Source organism: Streptomyces zingiberis (genome assembly GCF_012034935.1).
In the GTDB taxonomy this organism is placed as follows: Bacteria; Actinomycetota; Actinomycetes; order Streptomycetales; family Streptomycetaceae; genus Streptomyces; species Streptomyces zingiberis.
The window spans coordinates 323,511-341,825 of sequence record NZ_JAATEN010000003.1; the positions used below are offsets into that span (position 1 = coordinate 323,511).

Consider the following 18,315-nt stretch of genomic DNA (forward strand, 5'->3'; position numbering starts at 1 on the left):
CCCGTGGTCAGCCGTGGTCAGCCACGGTCAGCGCGCAGGCGGGCCGCCTCGTAGAGCACGACCCCGGCCGCGACCCCCGCGTTGAGGGACTCGGCGCCGCCCGGCATCGGGATGCGGACCCGCAGGTCACAGGTCTCGCCGACCAGCCGGGAGAGGCCCTTGCCCTCGCTGCCGATCACGATGGCCACCGGGCCGTCGAGCACGTCGGTGCCGGAGAGGTCGGTGTCACCGTCCCCCGCCAGGCCGACGACCATCAGGCCGGCCTTCTGGTAGGACTCCAGTACCCGCGTGATGTTGGCGGCGCGCGCCACCGGCGTGCGCGCAGCGGTACCCGCCGAGGTCTTCCACGCCCCGGCGCTCATCCCGGCGGCGCGGCGCTCGGGGACGACGACGCCGTGCCCGCCGAAGGCGTTCACGGAACGGACGATGGCCCCGAGGTTGCGCGGGTCGGTGATGCCGTCGAGCACGACGACGAGCGGGTCCTCGCCCGCGTCCTGGGCGGCGGCGAGCAGGTCGTCCGGGTGCGCGTAGTCGTAGGGCGGCACCCGGAGGACGACCCCCTGGTGGTTGAGCCCGTTGGTCATCTTGTCCAGCTCCGGGCGCGGGGCCTCCATGAGGTGCATCCCGCTTTCGGTGGCGAGCTGGATCGCCTCGCGGACCCGCTCGTCGCTGTCGATGTACTGCTGGACGTAGAGGGTGGTGGCGGGCACGCCCTCGCGCAGCGCCTCGGTGACCGAGTTACGGCCGACGACCAGCTCGGCGGGGCCCTTCGGCCCGCCGCGCCGGGGCGCGGGACGGCGTGCCGCCTGCTTGGCCTTGGCGTTGGCGAGGCGGTTCTTCGCGTGTCCCTTGCGGGCGGACGCGGGCGGGGTGGGGCCCTTGCCCTCCAGCCCCTTGCGCCGCTGGCCGCCGCTGCCGACCTGCATGCCCTTCTTGTTGCTGGTACGACGGTTCCTGCGCTGGCTGTTGCCGGCCATGGTTCCCCTGCTTCTTTCCTCGGCCGTCCTGGCGAACTGCCTGCTCGGATACGGATCTGTCTGCGGGCACGGACCTGGTCCGTGCCGGATGGGCGCGGGGCCGCGGACCGGCCCGCCGGCCTACGGCGGCCCGTTCCGCACGGGTGTACGGACGCGGGACCCCCTGACAAGGATGCCAAGAGCCCGCGCGGTGCCCGCCGCCGGGCGGGCCGCCCGTCCCGGAACGGGACCGGCGGGCCGGCACCCCCGGGGCGCGCGCCGGAGCCGTGCCCGGCGCGCGCCCCGGGCCGGGTCAGCGGGTGCCGAGGTTCCAGCGCGGGCCGGACGGGGTGTCCTCGATGGTGAGGCCCGACTCCTGGAGCCGGTCCCGGATGGCGTCCGCCGTGGCGTAGTCCTTGCGCGCCCGGGCCGCCTGCCGCTGCTCCAGCACCAGGTGGACCAGGGAGTCCACCACGCCGTGCAGATCGGCGGCCGACTCGGCCGCGCCCCCGGTGCCCGCCTGGGACCACTGCTCGTCCAGCGGGTCCAGGCCGAGGACGCCCAGCATCGCCCGGAGTTCGGCGAGCCGGGCGGCCACCGTGTCCTTGTCCCCGTCCGTCAGCGCGGTGTTGCCGTGCCGGACGGTGGTGTGGACGATCGCCAGGGCCTGCGGCACGCCCAGGTCGTCGTCCATCGCCTCGGCGAACGCGGCGGGGACCTCCGGGGCCGGCCCGACCGGCCCGGCCAGCTCCACGGCGCGCTGCACGAACCCCTCGATCCGGCCGAAGGCGGCCTCCGCCTCCCGCAGCGACTCCTCGGCGTACTCGATGGTCGAGCGGTAGTGCGGGGTGGCGAGGTAGTAGCGGAGGACGACGGGCCGCCACCGCTTGACCATCTCGGAGACGAGCACCGAGTTCCCCAGCGACTTGGACATCTTCTCGCCGCTCATCGTCACCCAGGCGTTGTGCGCCCAGAACGCGGCGAAGTCGTCACCGTAGGCGCGGGCCTGCGCGATCTCGTTCTCGTGGTGCGGGAAGACGAGGTCCACGCCACCGCCGTGGATGTCGAAGGCGGAACCCAGGTACTTGTGGGCCATGGCCGAGCACTCCAGGTGCCAGCCGGGCCGGCCGCGGCCCCACGGCGTCTCCCAGCTCGGCTCGCCCGGCTTGGCCGCCTTCCACATGGCGAAGTCCCGCGGGTCGCGCTTGCCGGTCTCCCCCTCGCCGGCGGGCTGGAGGAGGTTGTCCAGCCGCTGGTTGGAGAGCGCGAGATAGCCCTCGAAGCTGCGGACGTCGAAATAGACGTTGCCGTCCGCCGCGTAGGCGTGGCCCCGCTCGATCAGGCCGCGCATCATCTCGATCATCTCGGGGATGTGGCCGGTGGCCCGCGGCTCGTAGGTGGGACGGAGGCAGCCCAGGGCGTCGTACGCGGCGTTGAAGGCGCACTCGTTGCGGTAGCCGATGGCCCACCACGGCTCGCCGGTGTCCGCCGCCTTGGCGATGATCTTGTCGTCGATGTCGGTGACGTTGCGGACGAACGTCACCTGGAAGCCGCGGTACTCCAGCCAGCGGCGCATGATGTCGAAGTTGAGCCCCGACCGGATGTGCCCGATGTGCGGGGGCGCCTGTACGGTCGCGCCGCACAGGTAGATCGAGACCCGCCCCGGCTGGAGCGGGAGGAAGTCACGGATCTGCCGGGCGCCGGTGTCGTACAGCCGAATAGTCACCCGCCAAGGGTACTGACTTTTTCCGGCGCCCCGGCCGGATCCGGCGGGCCGCGAGAGCCCGCCCGCACCGGCGCCGGCCGCCGTGCGGACCCCTCGGGGCCCCGGAGCCCCCGCGGCCCACCGCGGCGCCTCCGGCCGCCCGGGAGGGACCGGGCGGCCGGCGCGCGGTGGCCGGTGGCGGCGCGCGCGGGTGGCGGGCGCCGGCTCAGATCCGGCCGACGACCTTGCGCGGGGTGATGCGGACGACCACGCGGGGCGCGTCCTCGACCGACCTCGGGTTGAACTCGGCGTACCGCTTGCCGGTGTACTTGAGCGAGAGCTCGTCGAGCAGTTCCTGGCCGCCCTCCCGGGTGAGGGAGGCCTCCCCCCGCACCTCGGCGTAGAGGTACGGGTCCTCGGGGTGGACGACGACCACGGAGATCCGCGGGTCGCGGGTGAGGTTCTTCTCCTTGCGGCGGCCGACGGTGGTGGAGAGCAGGATGTCGTCGCCGTCCCGCATCACCCAGACCACGGAGAGCTGGGGGCCGCCGTCGGGCTGGACCGTGCCCACGGTCGCGAAGACCGGGGCGTCGAAGACCTTCTTGAGTTCGTCGGAGAGTGTGGCCGGCACCGGGTTTCCTTCCGTCGGGAGCTCGGGGGACCGTGCGTCCGGGCGGCGCGGGGGCGGTGCGACGGCAGTCGCGGACGCGCCCCCGGGGCCGCCCACGCCGTTGATCCTGTCCCGGCCCCGGCCCGGGGACACGTCGTCGGCCCGGCGGGCCGTCCGTCCGGCGGTGTCCCGGGAGCGGGACCGCGGACACGGCGGGCCCGCCGACGGACGCGTACCCCGGCGGACGCGCGGCCCGAACCGGCGGCGCGCCGGACCTCACGGCGACGGCCGGCCGCCCTCCGGCGCCGGCCGGCCGCTCACGCCGGCGGCCGCCCGGCGCCGGTGGGGACCACCAGCGCCGTCGCGAGCGCCGCCAGCCCTTCGGCGCGGCCGGTCAGCCCGAGTCCGTCCGTGGTCGTCCCGGAGACCGAGACGGGGGCGCCGACGGCGGCGGAGAGCACCTTCTGTGCCTCCTCACGCCGCTTGCCGATCTTCGGCCGGACCCCGATGACCTGGATGGCCACATTGCCGATGGCGAACCCCTCGGCGCGGACCAGCCGGGCGGCCTCGGCCAGCAGCGTCACCCCGGAGGCGCCGGACCACTCGGGGCGGCCGGTGCCGAAGTGCGCGCCGAGGTCGCCGATCCCGGCCGCGGAGAAGAGCGCGTCGCAGGCGGCGTGGGCGGCCACGTCACCGTCGGAGTGACCGGCCAGGCCGGCCCCCGCGTCCGTCCAGAGCAGGCCGGCGCACCACAGTTCGCGGCCCTCCTCGAAGGCGTGCACATCGGTGCCCACCCCGACCAGCGGCAGCGGGGACGGCGGGGGGACGGCTGCCGGGGGTTCGGCGGGTTCGGCGCGTTCCGCCGCGGGGGCGGGGCCGGGCGCGGTGTCGTCAGAAGCCATCGGTGGCCCTCCTGCGGGCGAGTACGGCCTCGGCGAGGACGAGGTCCAGCGGACGGGTCACCTTGAACGCCTGTTCGTGGCCCGCCACGGCCACGACGGGCAGTCCGAGCCGCTCGACCATGCCGGCGTCGTCCGTGGCCCCCTCCCCTTCCAGCGCGACCTTCTCGTGCGCGCGGGTCAGGGTCTCGCGGTCGAACCCCTGCGGGGTCTGCACCGCGCGGAGCCGGGCCCGCTCCGGCGTACCGAGGACGGCCTCCGGGCCGCCGTCGGAGCGGGGCTCGACCTCCTTGACGGTGTCGGCGAGCGGCAGCGCGGGAACGACGGCCGGGGCGCCCTGCCGCACGGCCGCCGCCACGGCGTCCACCGTCTCGGCGGGAACCAGCGGGCGCGCCGCGTCGTGCACCAGGACGTCGGTGACGTCGACGGGGAGCGCGGCCAGGCCCAGGCGTACGGACTCCTGGCGGGTGGCGCCGCCGGGCACCACGATCACCTCGGTGGTGCCGGGCAGCGCGTGGTCGTCGAGGAGCGTGCGCACCTCGGCGGCGCCGTCGGGCGGCGCGACCACGACGACCAGGGAGACGGCGCGGGCCCGGGCCATCGCCCGTACGGCGTGCACGAGCATCGGGATGCCGCCCAGGGTCCGCAGCGCCTTGGGGGCGCCCGGGCCGAGCCGGACACCGCGGCCCGCCGCCGGGATGACGGCGGCCGTCCGCCGCGCCTGCGGCGCCGGCCCACCGGCGGCGGGGCCGGTGGGAGCGGGGCCCGACGGAGTTGAGGGACTTGACGGGTGTGACGGGCTTGGCAGCCTTGACGAACTTGACGAACTTGACGAAGAGGACATCGGATAAGCGTTCAGGTTTGCTTCCTCGGCCGACATGGGTATGGCCACAGCGTGCCAGGCTCGACGCCTCGGACGGTCCCTTCCGTGACAACCGTCGACGAGGTGGCGCCCGGGCCCGGCACACCACGGTGACCGAACGCGCCGCCGCCGTGCCCAGGAGTCCCCTTCCGGCGAACTTCCGCGCACGGCCACGGCGTCACGAACATGCCGCGGCGCCCGGCGACGGACGTACGTCACCCGGGCACCACGGCATTACCGCTCCGCACTGTTCCCCCGCACCCGGCGCCGCGGACACACCGCGGCCGGCGGGCCGGATCAGCTCTCGGGCCGGCTCAGGACGCGAGGACCTCGTCGAGCAGGGCCTCGGCCTTGTCCTCGTTGGTGTTCTCCGCCAGGGCCAGCTCGCTGACCAGGATCTGCCGGGCCTTGGCCAGCATCCGCTTCTCACCGGCGGAGAGTCCGCGCTCGCGCTCACGGCGCCACAGGTCGCGGACGACCTCGGCCACCTTGATCACATCGCCGGAAGCAAGCTTCTCCAGATTCGCCTTGTAACGCCGGGACCAGTTGGTCGGTTCCTCCGCGTAGGGTGCGCGCAGCACCTCGAAGACCCGGTCCAGCCCGTCCTGGCCGACCACGTCGCGGACGCCGACGAACTCCGCGTTGTCCGCCGGAACGCGGACCGTCAGATCGCCCTGGGCGACCTTCAGCACCAAGTAGGTCTTGTCCACGCCTTTGATCTGGCGAGTTTCGATGGCCTCGATCAGCGCGGCCCCGTGATGGGGATAGACCACGGTGTCGCCAACCTTGAACGTCATGTGACAGGTACCCCTTCCGTGGCTATCCAGAGTAACACGGGAACGGAGCGTTCTGAATGGCGTTTCCGCAGGTCAGGGCATATCTCGGGGCTTGACAACAGCGGCCGGGACGTGCTGTGCGCACCCCGCTGAAGCGGGTATTCGCAGGTCGGGAGGGCTCTCCGGCCGGGGCCGGAGACTCCCGTCGCACCCTTCCCGGCACCGGCGTGAGTGACGGAACGTCCCGGTATGCCGGAATCCCTGAGGAGGATTCCGCTACTCCGTTCAGCTCCCGGCACTTGCCTCCGGCGGATTCGGAATTGATCAACGGAAGAGCGGCGAAGTCCGCTGCCCGGTGGCCCCGCGGAGAATTCCACGTCACACGCGGATTCCCCGCCGAAATCCGCCGGGACCGTCACCGCGCGGTCATTGCGCGAACGACCAGGGCCGGCCCGTCACCGCCACCGTGCCGGGCGGGAGGCGGGTCGGGTGCGGGCGCGGAGAAGCGGATCGGTAACCTGGCCGCGCTGACACACTCGTGGGCGGTCGCCGGCCGCCTCCCAAGTCCGTTCGCGTCCGGGCATCGCCGTCCGGCCGCACGAGCTCGTCCTAGGAGAAGCCGCCGCCGTGAGCCGCAGCCTTCGACGCGGCATCCTCGCCGCCACCGCCGTCACCTTCTCGCTCCTCACCGTCGCCGCCTGCGGGGCGGGGAACAACGCCGCCACGATGATGGTGCGGCCCGACAACGCGAGCGCGTCCGTCGGCGACATCAAGATCCAGAACGTCAATGTGATCACCCAGCCCAAGGGCACCGAGGGGCCGGCCGTCGTCTCGGCCAAGATCTTCAACAACGGCGGCAAGGCCCAGACGCTGGAGTCGGTCGAGCTCGCCGAGGGCGGCACGGCCGAACTGTCGCCCGCCAAGGGCTCGGGCCCGGTGAAGATCCCCGCCGGGGGCTACGTGATCTTCGGCGGCGAGGGCAACGCCTCCGCGGTGCTGGAGAGCCCCAAGGCCGGGGAGGGCGGCGTCGCCCCGGTCGTCTTCACCCTCAGCAGCGTCGGCGAGGTACGGGTCGACGCACTGGTCATGCCGGCGCAGCACTACTTCGAGCGCTTCGGGCCCAGCTCGCTGCCGACCCCCTCGGGCTCTCCGGGCGGCTCGCCGAGCGGCACGCCCTCCGGGTCGGCGAGCCCCTCCGCGTCGGCGGGTGGGAGCGAGTCCGCCGGCGCCGGTGAAGGCGCCGCGAACGGTGACGCCGGGGACACCGGGGGCACTGCGGACTCCGCGGACTCCGCGGACAGCGAGCACGAGGGCCACTGACCGCCGCCGCCGGGGGCCTCCCGCCCCGCGGGACCGCGGCGCGCAGCGGTCCCGCCGAGCGGGCTCCCGGGCCGCGCCCGCCGCTTCCGTCGTCCTGCCGCTTCCGGCGGTCCGGCGGGCGGGCGGTCCGGCTGCCTGCCGTTTCCCGGGCTCCGGGGCCGCCGGGGCGGCGTCAAGGGGCGAGGCACGGCCGGGCGGCCGACAGGCCGCGAGTCGCCGGACGGTGAACGGAAACGCCGTGGGGCCCGTCCCCGATCGCATCGGATCGGGGACGGGCCCCACGGCGTTGTCAGCGCTCTCCGGGCGAGCCGGGCCGCGCGGGGCGCGCCGGGCGGCCTCCGCCCGCCCGGGGCCCGCGCATCACGGCTCGAACTTGTAGCCGAGCCCCCGGACGGTCACCAGGTAGCGCGGAGCGCCCGGGTCCGGCTCGATCTTGGCGCGCAGGCGCTTGACGTGCACGTCGAGGGTCTTGGTGTCCCCCACGTAGTCCGCGCCCCAGACGCGGTCGATGAGCTGCATCCGGGTGAGCACCCGGCCCGCGTTCCGCAGCAACATCTCCAGCAGGTCGAACTCCTTGAGCGGCAGGTCGACCTTGGCGCCGGAGACGGTGACCACGTGGCGGTCGACGTCCATCCGCACCGGACCTGCCTCCAGGGCCGCCGGAACCACCTCTTCCGGCTCCCCGCGGCGGCGCAGCACCGCGCGGATGCGGGCGACGAGCTCCCGGGAGGAGAAGGGCTTGGTGACGTAGTCGTCGGCTCCTATCTCCAGCCCGACCACCTTGTCGATCTCGCTGTCCTTGGCGGTCACCATGATCACCGGGACGTTGGAGCGGCCGCGGAGCTGGCGGCAGACCTCGGTTCCGGGCAACCCGGGCAGCATGAGGTCGAGCAGCACCAGATCGGCGCCGTTGCGTTCGAACTCGTCCAGCCCGTCCGGCCCGGTGGCCGCCACGGCGACCTCGAAGCCCTCCTTGCGGAGCATGTAGGACAGTGCGTCGCTGAACGATTCCTCGTCCTCGACGACGAGCACTCGGGTCACGAAGGGACCTCCGGTCTGTTCTGCGAGTGGCGCGCGGCGGCGCCTCTCCGCTGCTGGGTCCTGCGGGGTCGTGCGGGGTCCTGCTGGGAGGCACCTCCGCCGGTCGCGGAGGTCCGTGGGTGGGCCGCGCTCCCGGGGAGCGCGGTGGTGCGGGCTGCGCGGGCGGCCGACGGCGATCCGCCGGTTCCGGCCGTGGCCCGGCCGGTCATGTGCTCCGCCCCGGGGCGGGGAGCGGGGTGCGGTCGAAGGGGCGGAACGAGGCGTCCGGGTCGGGGTCCGGGTCGGCGCCGGTGCCGGCCGGGTCGCGGTTCGGGCCGGGGCCGGAGACCGGGCCGGTGCCACCGGGGTCCGGCCTCTCCGCACCGTCCTGGCTGCCCTGGCTGCCCCGACCGGCGCCGCCGTCCCTGCCGTCGGGCGAGGGCTCGTCCTCCGGCGGCCCCGTGGCCGGCGTGGGCTGTGGGGACTGCGGAGACTTCGAGGACTGTGTGGACTGTGTGGACTGCGGGGGCTGCGGGGACTGCGGGGACTGCGGGGACTGCGGGCCGCGCGAGGTACGGGAAGCGCCGGTGGACGAACGGCTCCTGCCGCGGCCGGCCTCGGGGAGCCGCAGGGTGAAGGTGGACCCCGCCCCCTCGGCGCTCCAGACGGTGACCTCCCCGCTGTGCGAGGCGGCCACATGCTTGACGATGGCGAGACCGAGGCCGGTGCCGCCGGTGGCGCGGGAACGCGCCGGGTCCACCCGGTAGAACCGTTCGAAGATGCGTTCCCGGTCCTTCTCGGAGATGCCGATGCCCTGGTCGGTGACGGCGATCTCGATCAGGTCCCCGCCGGACGCGGCGACCCGCCGGGCGGCGATGCCGACCCGCGTGTGCGCCGGGCTGTAGTTGACGGCGTTCTCCACGAGGTTGCCCAGCGCCGCGGCGAGCTGGCCCCGGTTGCCCCAGATGGCGAGGTGCGCCGTGCCGCCGGAGGCGATGGTGATCTGCTTGGTTCCGGCCTGGTGGCGGCAGCGGTCGACGGCCTCGGCGACCAGTTCGTCCACGCGGACGGGCTCGGCGTCCTCCAGCGGGTCGTCGTTCTGCACCCGGGAGAGGTCGATCAGCTCCTGGACGAGGTTGGTGAGGCGGGTGGCCTCGTTCTGCATCCGGCCGGCGAAGCGGGTGACGGCCTCGGGGTCCTCCGCGGCGTCCATGACCGCCTCGGAGAGGAGGGAGAGCGCGCCGGCGGGGGTCTTGAGCTCATGGCTGACGTTGGCCACGAAGTCCCGGCGGACGGCCTCGATCCGGCGGGCCTCGGTGAGATCCTCCACCAGCAGCAGCACCAGGCGGGAGCCGAGCGGCGCCACCCGGGCGGAGACGGCGAGCGTCTCGCCGCGCCCTGTGCCGCGGCGCGGGAGGTCCAGCTCCACCTGGCGTATCTCACCGTCCCGGCGGGTGTCCCGGGCCATCTGGAGCATGGGCTCCACGGCGAGCTTGCCGCCCCGCACCAGCCCGAGGGCGTAGGCGGCCGAGCTGGCCTTCACCACGCTGTCCCCCTCGTCCAGGACGACGGCGGAGGAGCGGAGCACGGACAGGACGGTGTCCACGCCCGGTGGCAGCACCGCCTCGGTGTGCAGGGAACTCCGGGTCGGCCTGGCCTGCTCCCGCTCGCTCCAGCGGAACGCGAGCATGGCGATCACACCGGTGCACACCCCGGCGATCGCCGCCGTGGCGGCGACTGCCGCGTTCACGTCCATGAGTCCAGATTAAGCGGGTCGAAAGCCACCTCCACAGCCGTCCGGGGGCGGCCTCCGTCACTCGTCGCCGAGAGTTCACCAGCAGGTCGGCGGTGGTTCATTCCCGCGGGCAGGCCAAGGGCGCCACGGCACTGCCGGGCGGCGCCCGGACGTCGTCGCGCGCCGTCACCGTGGCCTCACTTCTCCCTTGCGCCACCCGGGTGGCGGTGGTGCGGCCGGCCTTGTCCGGGGGCGTGCCGTCGCGTCCCGTTGCCGAGAGTTCACCCCGGCGTCCGCGCGGGTTCACCCCGGATGCCGGAAGGCGACGCACGGGCACCGCAGCGTGGCACCGTGGGGGCACAGCCCCCGCCGGCGCCGGACCGGGCGCGGGATCTCCAGAAAGGACAGTGCGATGCGGGACGCATACCACGAGGAGCTGGACTCGATAGGTGACGACCTGGTGGAGATGGCCCGGCTCGCCGGCTCCGCGATCGGCCGGGCGACGACGGCCATCCTCGACGCCGACCTCAAGCTCGCGGAGAGCGTGATCGCCGCGGACGAGAAGGTGGACACCGTGCAGCACGAGCTGGAGGCGCGGGCGATCACCCTGCTCGCCCGTCAGCAGCCCGTCGCCACCGACCTGCGGATCGTCGTCACCAGCCTGCGGATGAGCGCCGACCTCGAACGCGCGGGCGATCTGGCGGAGCACGTGGCCAAGCTGGCCAGGCTCCGCTTCCCGGCCACCGCCGTACCGCGCGACCTGCACTCGACGGTGCTGGAGATGGGCCAGCTCGCGCAGCGGCTGATGGCCAAGGCCGCCGAGGTGATCATCACCAAGGACGTGGACCTGGCGCTCCAGCTGGAGCAGGACGACGACGCGATGGACCTGTACCACCGCAGCCTCTTCCAGCACCTGATGGACGACCGCTGGCGGCACGGCATCGAGACGGCCGTCGACGTGACGCTGCTCGGCCGCTACTACGAGCGCTTCGCCGACCACGCGGTGTCGGTGGCGAAGCGGGTGGTCTACCTGGTCACGGGCGAGCATGCGGACGCGCTCGCCTCGGGCACGGCGACGGGGACGGCGACCGGTGCGGGGGCCGCGGAAGGGGTCTGAGCGGGGCGCGGGACCGGTCGCGTCACGCGGCCGAACGGGGTCGCTGGGCGTGCGGGGCGGGTGCCCGGGCGCGGCACGCCCGCCCCGGACGAGGGCGCCGGGGCCGGACCGGGGCCGGATCCGTTCCGGTGACGGCTGACGGCTGACGGCTGACGCTCCCGGGCCGGCTGTTCGTGGTGCCCGGTCACGTGGCCGGGGGTCCGGGGGCGGCGGGCGGGGGCGGGGGCGTGCGCGGCGGGCGGGGCGCTGCCCGGGAGCGCGCGGGGTCAACGGGGGCGGCGCCGCGGGTCGCGGGCTCCGGCGGATGTGCTCTCGCACGCCGTTGATGCGCCCGCTCGGACAGGTGTCCAGTGGTCCACAGGACGCCGGGGGAAGTCCCGGCGCCGTCGAGGGAGGGTACTCATGACCGTTTCTCCGACCACCGCGACACCGGCCACCGGCACGCGGGGCACCGTCCGGACGCCCCTCTCCGTGCCGGGGGCCTGCGGCTGCGGCTCCGGCTGCTCCTGCGGCTGCCAGAGCGGCGGCTCCTGCCAGTGCGGCGGCAGCTGCGGCTGACCCCGGCCGGTACCCCCGGCGACGTCCCGGACCCGGTGGGTCCCCGACCGGTGAATCCACGAGTCGGCAGGGCGCGGACGGCAGGGCGCGGACGGCGGGTGGCGGACGGTGGGTGGCGGACCCGGTGGGGCGGCGGACCCCGCCACGCCGAGAAGCTCCAGTTCGTCCGCCTTCCGCACCTCCCCTCCGCCCCGGGCCTCTTCCCGTGTCCCGCCCATTCGCCCGTCCCCCGTGCGCCCGCCCCTCCGTCCGGTCGTTCACGCGCCGTCCGGTACGGCGTCCCGCCGTCGGCGCGATTCCCCTGGGCGCGGTGGAGCCGACGGCCCGCCGTCCCGGCCGGGTGCGCGGTGGACGACGGCGACGGCCAGGAGGGCGATCGCCAGCCCCAGAGCGGTCTGCGGGCCGAAAGGCTCGTCGAACATGAGGGCGCCCCACACCGCGGTGACCGGCGCCATCAGGAACATGAGGGTGTTGACCTTCGTGACTCCGGAACGCCGCAGGATCAGCCAGTACAGGCCGTAGCCGCCGAAAGTGGAGAGGACGACGAGCCAGGCCACCGCGGTCCAGAACGCGGGGTCGGCGGGTGGCGTCGCGGCCCCGGTGCCCAGCGCGAGCAGGGTGAAGACGAGGGCGCTCGTGGCGCAGTGGACGCTCAGGGTCGTCAGCGGAGCGAGCGGCGTCCGGGAGCGCCGGTCCAGGAAGGTGGCCGCGACCAGCGACAACATGCCCAGGAACGGCACGAGGTAGGCCCACCAGTGCGTTCCGGCGCGGGCCGCGGCGTCGGCGGCCGTGACCACGCCGACCCCGGTGACGCCCAGCAGCAGCCCCACCCACTGCCGTCCCGACACGTACTGGCGCAGCAGCGGCCCGGCCAGGGCGCCGACGACCAGGGGCTGGGTGCCGTCGATCAGCGCCGTGGTGCCGCTGGAGACGCCGAGCTGGATCGCGACGTAGACCGACAGCAGATAACCGCTCTGCGACAGCAGCCCGATCAGGGACTGCCGCCCCAGCGCGGACGGCGGGACACCGCGCCACGAGGCCCGGGTGGCCAGGGCGACCGCCAGCAGAACCACCGCCAGCGGCAGGAAACGCCACATCAGGACGGTGACCGCCGGCGCGCTGCCCGCGCCGAGCTTCGCCCCGATGAAACCGGAACTCCAGCAGAGCACGAACGCACCCGAGAGCAGGAACTTCACGCCACCCTCCCCAGTAGACAGATCGGTATACTCATCGCACTATACAGATCGGTCTACACTGGGAGGCGTGAGCAGGCACGGGAATGCGGACACGGGCAGGAACAGGCGCGCGGCGGGCAGGGCGGGCAGGCGGGCGGCGGTGACCACGTCCGCGGCCCCGGACACCGGGACGGCCGCCGGGACCGCCCCCGGGGCGGACGGCGCGGAGCCGACCCCGCTCCGCAGGGGGCTGACCCCCGCCGCGCTACGGGTCCTGGACGCGGCCGGCCGCTTGTTCTACGAGCGCGGCATCCACGCGGTCGGCGTGGACCTCATCGCCGCGGAGGCCGGGGTCACCAAGAAGACGCTCTACGACCGCTTCGGCTCCAAGGAGCGGATCGTCGTGGACTACCTCACCGACCGCGACGAGGGCTGGCGCGTCCTCCTCGGCCGCCACCTCCGCACGGCGGGGCCGGATCCGGCGGCCCGCGTACCGGCCGTCTTCGACGCCTCACGCGACTGGTCGGCGGAGCACGGCGCCAAGGGGTGCAGCATGGTCAACGCCCACGCCGAGATCAGCGATCCGGCCCACCCCGCCCACGCGGTCATCACCGGCCAGAAGCGGTGGATGCTCGACCTCTTCACCGGCCTGGCCCGCGAGCTCGCCCCCGGCCGGCCCGCGGAGTCAGTCGAGCGCCTGGCCCGCGCCCTCATGCTCCTGCACGAAGGCGCACTGGTGGCCCACGGCCTGAACGTGTTCCCCGCCCCCTTCGAGGAAGCCCGCAGACGGGCCTGCGACCTGATCACCGCATGGACGGACGAGAGCTGACGCACCGCAGCCGACAGCCGGGACCATCAAGGGCTCCGGCGGACGAGCCACTGCGAACGATCGTTACGGACGGGCCGTTGCGGCGACGACGGCGACGGGCGGGCGACGGCGGTCCCAGCCCACTCGTCCTGCCCTCCTGTCACCCGAGCGACACCGCGCCCGTGGCCCCGCCCGGCCCGTCCCCCAGGCATCACCGGGCGGACCGGCGCCCCACCGGCGGGGAGTGAGACGGCAGGTGGACCGACGGTGGGCCACGCCGGCCCACCCGTCGACGCCCCCACGCCCCCGCACGCCGGCGATGCCGCTCCACGCGCGCTACCCGGACGACGGCCCCGGGCCTCCCGCGGCCCGGGCCGCGGCCGTGACGGCGGCGAGCACCGGGGTCACCGGCCTGCCGCCGAGTACACCCGCAACGTCGAGCCGCGGCCCCCGCTGCTCCAGGAGGACCTGCCACATCCGCTCGACCGTGTCCACGAGCACCGTCCGTCCCGTCCCGGAACGGACCGTCCATGACCGTGCGGCACAGTTCACGCGGGCGGGATGACCGCTGCCTTCGAGGATCAGGTTGACGAGCCGGGCCGCCTCCCAGCGGGCCCGGCCAGTCGAGAGAACGTCCGACCAGGCGTCCGTCGCGATCGTCCTGCCGCACGCGCCGCACATGGCGCCTCCCTCCCGGCCTCCCCGGCCGGCCTGGTTCCCCTGATTTCCCCGGCGTGCACGCTCAGAGCACCCCTCACGGCATCACATCCCCGGAGTTGGGCCCCAGGGTCTGGCCGACGAAGAGATCACCCCCGGGTGATCCGGCCAGCAGCACCGCGGCCGGGGCGACCTCCTCGGGCCTGCCGAACCGCCCCAGCGGCAGTTCCGCGCGTTTGGCGCGCTTCCACTCCTCGGAGATCCCGTCGACCATGGGCGTCTCGATGGGCCCCGGGGCGATGGCGTTGACCAGCACGCCGTCCCGGGCCACCTCCAGCGCCAGCGCCTTGGTGAGGCCGAGGACCCCGGCCTTGGCCGCGCTGTAGTGGGTCAGCGAGGCGCCGCCCTTGAGCGCCAGTTGCGAGGCGATGTTGACGACGCGGCCCCAGCGGCGGGCCACCATCCCGGGCACCACGTGCCGGCACAAGAGGAACACCCCGGTCAGATCCACGTCGATGGTCCGCTGCCACTCCCGCAGCTCCATCTCCACCAGCGGTTTCTCGCTGAGGATGCCCGCGGAGTTGACCAGGATGTCGATCCGGCCCAGCAGCCGTTCGGTCTCGGCGACGGCCGCCCGGACGAGGTCCTCGTCCCTGACGTCGGCCGCCACGCCGCCGGTGGCACCGATCTCCCGCGCGGCGCGTTCCGCCGCGGCGAGATCCCGGTCGAGCACCACCACCCGTGCCCCGGCCGCGGTGTACGCCTCGGCGATGGCCCGGCCGATGCCCCCGGCCCCACCCGTCACCAGGGCCGTCCGGCCGCTCAGGTCCGCCACCGGGCTCATGCGCGCATCCTCACGGTCAGTCCGCCGTCCACGACGAGTTGCTGGCCGGTGACGTATCCGGCCTGGGGTGAGGTGAGGAACCGGATGACGTCAGCGACCTCCTCGGCCCGCCCCACCCGGCCCAGGGGGATGTCACCGCCCGCGCGGGCCAGTCCTTCCGGCCCGAGCGAGTTCACCGGGTCGCTGGACTGGGGCGTCTCGACGAGACCCGGGATCACGGCGTTGACCCGGATGGCGCGCGGAGCCAGCTCCACCGCCAGGCTGCGGCACAGCCCGAGGACCCCGGCCTTCGCCGCAGCGTAGTGCGCGTGGTCCTCCCAGCCGTAGACGCCGCCTGCGATGGACGAGACGGCGACCATCGCGCCGCCCTCACCCAGATGCGGGGCGCAGGAGCGGAAGGTCCGCAGAACCCCCGTCAGGTCGACGGAGAGCATGTCGTCCCACGCCTCGTCGGTCAGTTCGGCCAGCGGGGCCCGTCGCAGGACGCCCGCGTTCGCCACCACGCGGTCCATCCGCCCGAAGGCGGCGAGCGCGGCCTGGGCCAGGTCGTCGACCTGCCGGCTGTCGCGTACGTCGACCTCGGCGACCACGCCGCTGCCCCCGGCGGCCTCCACCAGGCGGAGGGTCTCGCCCGGGTCGTGCGGGTCGCCGGGGTAGGTGCCGATCACCACCCGGGTGCCCTCGCGGGCGTACCCGACCGCGGTCGCGCGGCCGATTCCGCTGGCCGCTCCGGTGACGACCGCGACGGCGGACTCCGGGCCGCCGTTGCGTGCCTGTTCCGTCATGAGATGAACCTTCCTGTTTCGGTGACCGGGTCCTCGGCGACGGGATCCCCGGCCGCCGGGGCTCCGGCCGGTGTCCGAGGTCCGCGCCGGCCGGGGGCGGGCCGCCTTCTTCGGCGGTCCACCCGCCCCAGCGGCACGGGCAGGGCTCCACGCGCCGCGATACGCGAGGTGCGAGCGGTCAGTTCTCGAGCCGGGCCACCGGCTTGGCCAGCGTCATCAGCAGACCGGAGAGGAGCGTTCCGGCCGCGCCGACCCAGAGCGCCGCGGTGCCGGTGCCCCAGGCCGCCGCCGCTCCGGTGAAGAGGAAGCCGCCGATGATCGTGCCGGGCTGGCTCATCGCCCCGATGATCACCGTGCCGGTGCCGCGGCAGTCGGTCGGGTAGCACTCCCCCATGTAGAACATGATCGCCGCGTACGGGCCCACCAGGAAGAACAGCCCGACCGCGTAGGTGAGCACGATGAGCGCCGTACTGGTGACCCCCGGGGAGAGCATGACGGCGAAGGCGAGACCGGAGGTGACCCAGCCGATGACGATGGTCCGCTTCCGCCCGATGCGGTCACCGAGCCAGCCGTGGAACACGTAACCGAAGTACGCGCCCAGGTTGATGACGATGAGCATCCAGAACGCCGTGGAGAGTTCCACGCCCTTGGCGTTGGCCAGGATGGAGGTGCCCAGCACGCTGAAGATGTTGATGCCGAAGAAGTTCACGACCCAGGCGAGGGAGAGGACGATCGTGTTCCGCCGCAGCCCCGGCTGGAGGATCCGGGCCATCGGGGTGGCGTCGGAGTGTTCCACACCGTAGGCGGCGGCCAGTTCCCCGGCCTCGCGCGTCTTCCCCTCCGCCTTGAGCGTGCGAAGACGCCGGTGCAGTTCGAACTGGGGGGTCTCGCGGAGCTTCTTGCCGATCACGATGATCAGCAGCAGCGCGGGCGCGCTCGCGAGCAGATAGATCACGCGCCAGCCCACCGAGTCCAGCAGCAGGAGCGCCAGGGCGCTGGAGAGCAGGAAGCCGAGCGGCCACCCGCCCTGCACGACGCCGTACCAGAAGCCGCGGCGTTCCCGCTTCTTCTCGTCCTCGGTGATCGCGAAGACCTCGTTGAGGTAGGTCGCGTTCACCGACTGCTCGGAGAAGCCGAGGCCGCCGAGCGACCGGATGCCGACCATGCCGGCGACGCTCGCCCCGCCCATCTTCGTGGGGATGAGGGCGGTCAGGGCGGAGGCGACGGCGGTGCCGCCGATGGTCACCATCATGCCGCGGCGGCGTCCGAGCCGGTCGATGAGCGGGGCCACGCCGAAGGCGACGACCGCGGTGCCCACCGCGATGAGCGTGTTGACCAGGTACGCGGTCGCGTCGCTCCAGCCGAAGTCCTGCTGCATGGCCGGCAGCAGGGTGCCGAAGAGCCCGTAGTCGAAGACCGCGACGGTCCAGGCGAGCAGCGCCAGGACGATGGCGGTGTTGGTCTGCCGCCGGGTGAAGGGCGGGAACCGGCGGGCCGGACCGGGGGTCCTGGCCGGCGTGGATCTGTCCCCCGACTGCGGCATCGTCTCGCTGCTCATGTCGCCTGCCCCTTCCACGGGTGGCGGGCGGCGTAGTCGTCGGCGATTTCGTCGAAGGTGGCCCACCGGACACCCTCGTGGCCGTTGATGTACTCGATGAGCCGCTCCAGCATGAGCAGCACCTGCGGGCGCCCGGAGACGTCGGGATGGATGGTGAAGGTGACGGCCGCGTGATCCATCTCCCGGTGGACCCAGTCGAACTGGTCCCGCCACATCTGCTCGATGTCCCGCGGGTTGACGAAGCCGTGGCTGTTCGGACTGGTCTTGACGAACATCATCGGCGGCAGGTCGTCGAGGTACCAGTTCGCCGGGATCTCGATGAGTTCCGTCTCCTCGCCCCGTACGAGCGGCTTCATCCAGTCCTCGGCCCGGCCCGAATAGTCGATCTTCGTCCACGTGTCGCCGACGCGCACCCGGTAGGGCGTGAAGTCGTTGTGCATCAGCGAGTGGTCGTACTTGATGCCCCGCTCCAGCAGAAGCTCGTTGGTGACCGTCGAGAACTCCCACCACGGCGCGACATAGCCGGTGGGGCGGCGGCCGGTGACCTCCTCGATCAGCTCGATGCAGCGGTCGAGGACCGCGGCCTCCTGGGTGCGGGTCATCGCGATCGGGTTCTCGTGGCTGTAGCCGTGCACCCCCACCTCGTGGCCGGCGTCGACCACCTGGCGGAACTGCTCCGGGAAGGTCTCGATCGAGTGCCCCGGGACGAACCACGTGGTCCGCAGGCCGTACTTGCGGAAGAGGTTCAGCAGACGCGGCACCCCGACCTCGCCTGCGAACATGCCGCGGGAGATGTCGTCGGGGGAGTCCTCCCCTCCGTACGACCCCAGCCAGCCGGCGACCGCGTCGACGTCGACTCCGAACGCGCAGAGAATTTCCTTCGGCAAGGCCAACTCCTTCCCTCGACCCGGCCACCACGGCCGGGAATCC

At 73.7% G+C, this 18,315-nt stretch carries 18 protein-coding genes; 4 read left to right on the forward strand and 14 right to left on the reverse strand.

The window, feature by feature from the left end; translation table 11 throughout:
- Window positions 1-17 precede the first annotated feature (17 nt).
- The 6 genes from rlmB to HCK00_RS05600 all read right to left on the reverse strand — a co-directional run bounded on the left by rlmB (window position 18) and on the right by HCK00_RS05600 (window position 5,829).
- Window positions 18-977, reverse strand: a complete 960-nt coding sequence (gene rlmB, locus HCK00_RS05575; RefSeq protein ID WP_168100602.1) for a 23S rRNA (guanosine(2251)-2'-O)-methyltransferase RlmB — start codon at window positions 975-977, stop codon at window positions 18-20.
- A gap of 292 nt (window positions 978-1,269) precedes the next feature.
- Window positions 1,270-2,682, reverse strand: coding sequence for a cysteine--tRNA ligase (gene cysS / locus HCK00_RS05580; protein ID WP_168100603.1), 1,413 nt, complete (start codon window positions 2,680-2,682; stop codon window positions 1,270-1,272).
- A gap of 205 nt (window positions 2,683-2,887) precedes the next feature.
- A complete protein-coding gene (locus tag HCK00_RS05585; RefSeq protein WP_168100604.1) occupies window positions 2,888-3,292 on the reverse strand; it encodes a PPOX class F420-dependent oxidoreductase in 405 nt (134 codons plus the stop codon).
- Between the two features lie 296 nt (window positions 3,293-3,588).
- A complete protein-coding gene (gene ispF, locus HCK00_RS05590; protein ID WP_168100605.1) occupies window positions 3,589-4,173 on the reverse strand; it encodes a 2-C-methyl-D-erythritol 2,4-cyclodiphosphate synthase in 585 nt (194 codons plus the stop codon).
- On the reverse strand, window positions 4,163-5,014 hold the full coding sequence (gene ispD, locus HCK00_RS05595) for a 2-C-methyl-D-erythritol 4-phosphate cytidylyltransferase (protein ID WP_168100606.1): 852 nt from the start codon (window positions 5,012-5,014) through the stop codon (window positions 4,163-4,165). Before ispD ends, ispF begins: the two co-directional genes overlap by 11 nt.
- A gap of 332 nt (window positions 5,015-5,346) precedes the next feature.
- Complete coding sequence (locus HCK00_RS05600; protein ID WP_003953493.1) at window positions 5,347-5,829, reverse strand: CarD family transcriptional regulator; 483 nt, start codon at window positions 5,827-5,829, stop codon at window positions 5,347-5,349.
- A gap of 606 nt (window positions 5,830-6,435) precedes the next feature.
- Here HCK00_RS05600 and HCK00_RS05605 point away from each other — a divergent pair.
- Window positions 6,436-7,128 (forward strand): DUF461 domain-containing protein, encoded by a 693-nt coding sequence (locus HCK00_RS05605; protein ID WP_168100607.1) that lies wholly within the window; start codon window positions 6,436-6,438, stop codon window positions 7,126-7,128.
- 360 nt (window positions 7,129-7,488) lie between these two features.
- On the opposite strand, the gene phoP is transcribed toward HCK00_RS05605, so the two are convergent.
- Together phoP and HCK00_RS05615 are read right to left on the reverse strand one after the other, a co-directional pair.
- Entirely contained in the window at window positions 7,489-8,160 is a 672-nt protein-coding gene (gene phoP, locus HCK00_RS05610) for a two-component system response regulator PhoP (protein ID WP_019711282.1), read from the reverse strand.
- 214 nt (window positions 8,161-8,374) lie between these two features.
- Window positions 8,375-9,904 (reverse strand): sensor histidine kinase, encoded by a 1,530-nt coding sequence (locus tag HCK00_RS05615; RefSeq protein WP_168100608.1) that lies wholly within the window; start codon window positions 9,902-9,904, stop codon window positions 8,375-8,377.
- Between the two features lie 391 nt (window positions 9,905-10,295).
- Between HCK00_RS05615 and phoU the strand changes: the two genes are divergently transcribed.
- Together phoU and HCK00_RS05625 are read left to right on the forward strand one after the other, a co-directional pair.
- Window positions 10,296-11,000, forward strand: a complete 705-nt coding sequence (phoU, locus tag HCK00_RS05620) for a phosphate signaling complex protein PhoU (RefSeq protein WP_168100609.1) — start codon at window positions 10,296-10,298, stop codon at window positions 10,998-11,000.
- 402 nt (window positions 11,001-11,402) lie between these two features.
- Window positions 11,403-11,558, forward strand: a complete 156-nt coding sequence (locus HCK00_RS05625) for a hypothetical protein (protein ID WP_168100610.1) — start codon at window positions 11,403-11,405, stop codon at window positions 11,556-11,558.
- Window positions 11,559-11,815: 257 nt separating this feature from the next.
- On the opposite strand, the gene HCK00_RS05630 is transcribed toward HCK00_RS05625, so the two are convergent.
- Window positions 11,816-12,754: a DMT family transporter gene (locus HCK00_RS05630; RefSeq protein ID WP_168100611.1), complete on the reverse strand. Its 939-nt coding sequence runs from the start codon at window positions 12,752-12,754 to the stop codon at window positions 11,816-11,818.
- 229 nt (window positions 12,755-12,983) lie between these two features.
- Here HCK00_RS05630 and HCK00_RS05635 point away from each other — a divergent pair, with 229 nt between their 5' ends.
- Window positions 12,984-13,562 (forward strand): TetR/AcrR family transcriptional regulator, encoded by a 579-nt coding sequence (locus HCK00_RS05635; RefSeq protein ID WP_240965301.1) that lies wholly within the window; start codon window positions 12,984-12,986, stop codon window positions 13,560-13,562.
- A gap of 315 nt (window positions 13,563-13,877) precedes the next feature.
- On the opposite strand, the gene HCK00_RS05640 is transcribed toward HCK00_RS05635, so the two are convergent.
- The 5 genes from HCK00_RS05640 to HCK00_RS05660 all read right to left on the reverse strand — a co-directional run bounded on the left by HCK00_RS05640 (window position 13,878) and on the right by HCK00_RS05660 (window position 18,272).
- Window positions 13,878-14,222 carry a hypothetical protein gene (locus tag HCK00_RS05640; RefSeq protein WP_168100613.1) on the reverse strand — a complete coding sequence of 115 codons (345 nt, stop codon included), beginning with the start codon at window positions 14,220-14,222 and terminating at the stop codon, window positions 13,878-13,880.
- A gap of 73 nt (window positions 14,223-14,295) precedes the next feature.
- Window positions 14,296-15,042, reverse strand: a complete 747-nt coding sequence (locus HCK00_RS05645; protein WP_168100614.1) for an SDR family NAD(P)-dependent oxidoreductase — start codon at window positions 15,040-15,042, stop codon at window positions 14,296-14,298.
- Window positions 15,039-15,827 (reverse strand): SDR family NAD(P)-dependent oxidoreductase, encoded by a 789-nt coding sequence (locus HCK00_RS05650; RefSeq protein WP_168100615.1) that lies wholly within the window; start codon window positions 15,825-15,827, stop codon window positions 15,039-15,041. Before HCK00_RS05650 ends, HCK00_RS05645 begins: the two co-directional genes overlap by 4 nt.
- A 178-nt stretch (window positions 15,828-16,005) precedes the next feature.
- Window positions 16,006-17,385 carry an MFS transporter gene (locus HCK00_RS05655; RefSeq protein ID WP_206319955.1) on the reverse strand — a complete coding sequence of 460 codons (1,380 nt, stop codon included), beginning with the start codon at window positions 17,383-17,385 and terminating at the stop codon, window positions 16,006-16,008.
- Entirely contained in the window at window positions 17,382-18,272 is an 891-nt protein-coding gene (locus tag HCK00_RS05660) for a polysaccharide deacetylase family protein (RefSeq protein WP_168100616.1), read from the reverse strand. Before HCK00_RS05660 ends, HCK00_RS05655 begins: the two co-directional genes overlap by 4 nt.
- Between the last annotated feature and the right edge of the window lie 43 nt (window positions 18,273-18,315).

Coding starts and splice junctions, on each gene's coding strand:
- HCK00_RS05650 (WP_168100615.1), bottom strand. CDS start 15,827: ATGACGGAACAGGCACGCAACGGCGGCCCGGAGTCCGCCGTCGCGGTC.
- HCK00_RS05625 (WP_168100610.1), top strand. CDS start 11,403: ATGACCGTTTCTCCGACCACCGCGACACCGGCCACCGGCACGCGGGGC.
- ispD (WP_168100606.1), bottom strand. CDS start 5,014: ATGTCCTCTTCGTCAAGTTCGTCAAGTTCGTCAAGGCTGCCAAGCCCG.
- HCK00_RS05645 (WP_168100614.1), bottom strand. CDS start 15,042: ATGAGCCCGGTGGCGGACCTGAGCGGCCGGACGGCCCTGGTGACGGGT.
- ispF (WP_168100605.1), bottom strand. CDS start 4,173: ATGGCTTCTGACGACACCGCGCCCGGCCCCGCCCCCGCGGCGGAACGC.
- HCK00_RS05655 (WP_206319955.1), bottom strand. CDS start 17,385: ATGAGCAGCGAGACGATGCCGCAGTCGGGGGACAGATCCACGCCGGCC.
- HCK00_RS05600 (WP_003953493.1), bottom strand. CDS start 5,829: ATGACGTTCAAGGTTGGCGACACCGTGGTCTATCCCCATCACGGGGCC.
- rlmB (WP_168100602.1), bottom strand. CDS start 977: ATGGCCGGCAACAGCCAGCGCAGGAACCGTCGTACCAGCAACAAGAAG.
- phoU (WP_168100609.1), top strand. CDS start 10,296: ATGCGGGACGCATACCACGAGGAGCTGGACTCGATAGGTGACGACCTG.
- HCK00_RS05615 (WP_168100608.1), bottom strand. CDS start 9,904: ATGGACGTGAACGCGGCAGTCGCCGCCACGGCGGCGATCGCCGGGGTG.
- HCK00_RS05640 (WP_168100613.1), bottom strand. CDS start 14,222: ATGTGCGGCGCGTGCGGCAGGACGATCGCGACGGACGCCTGGTCGGAC.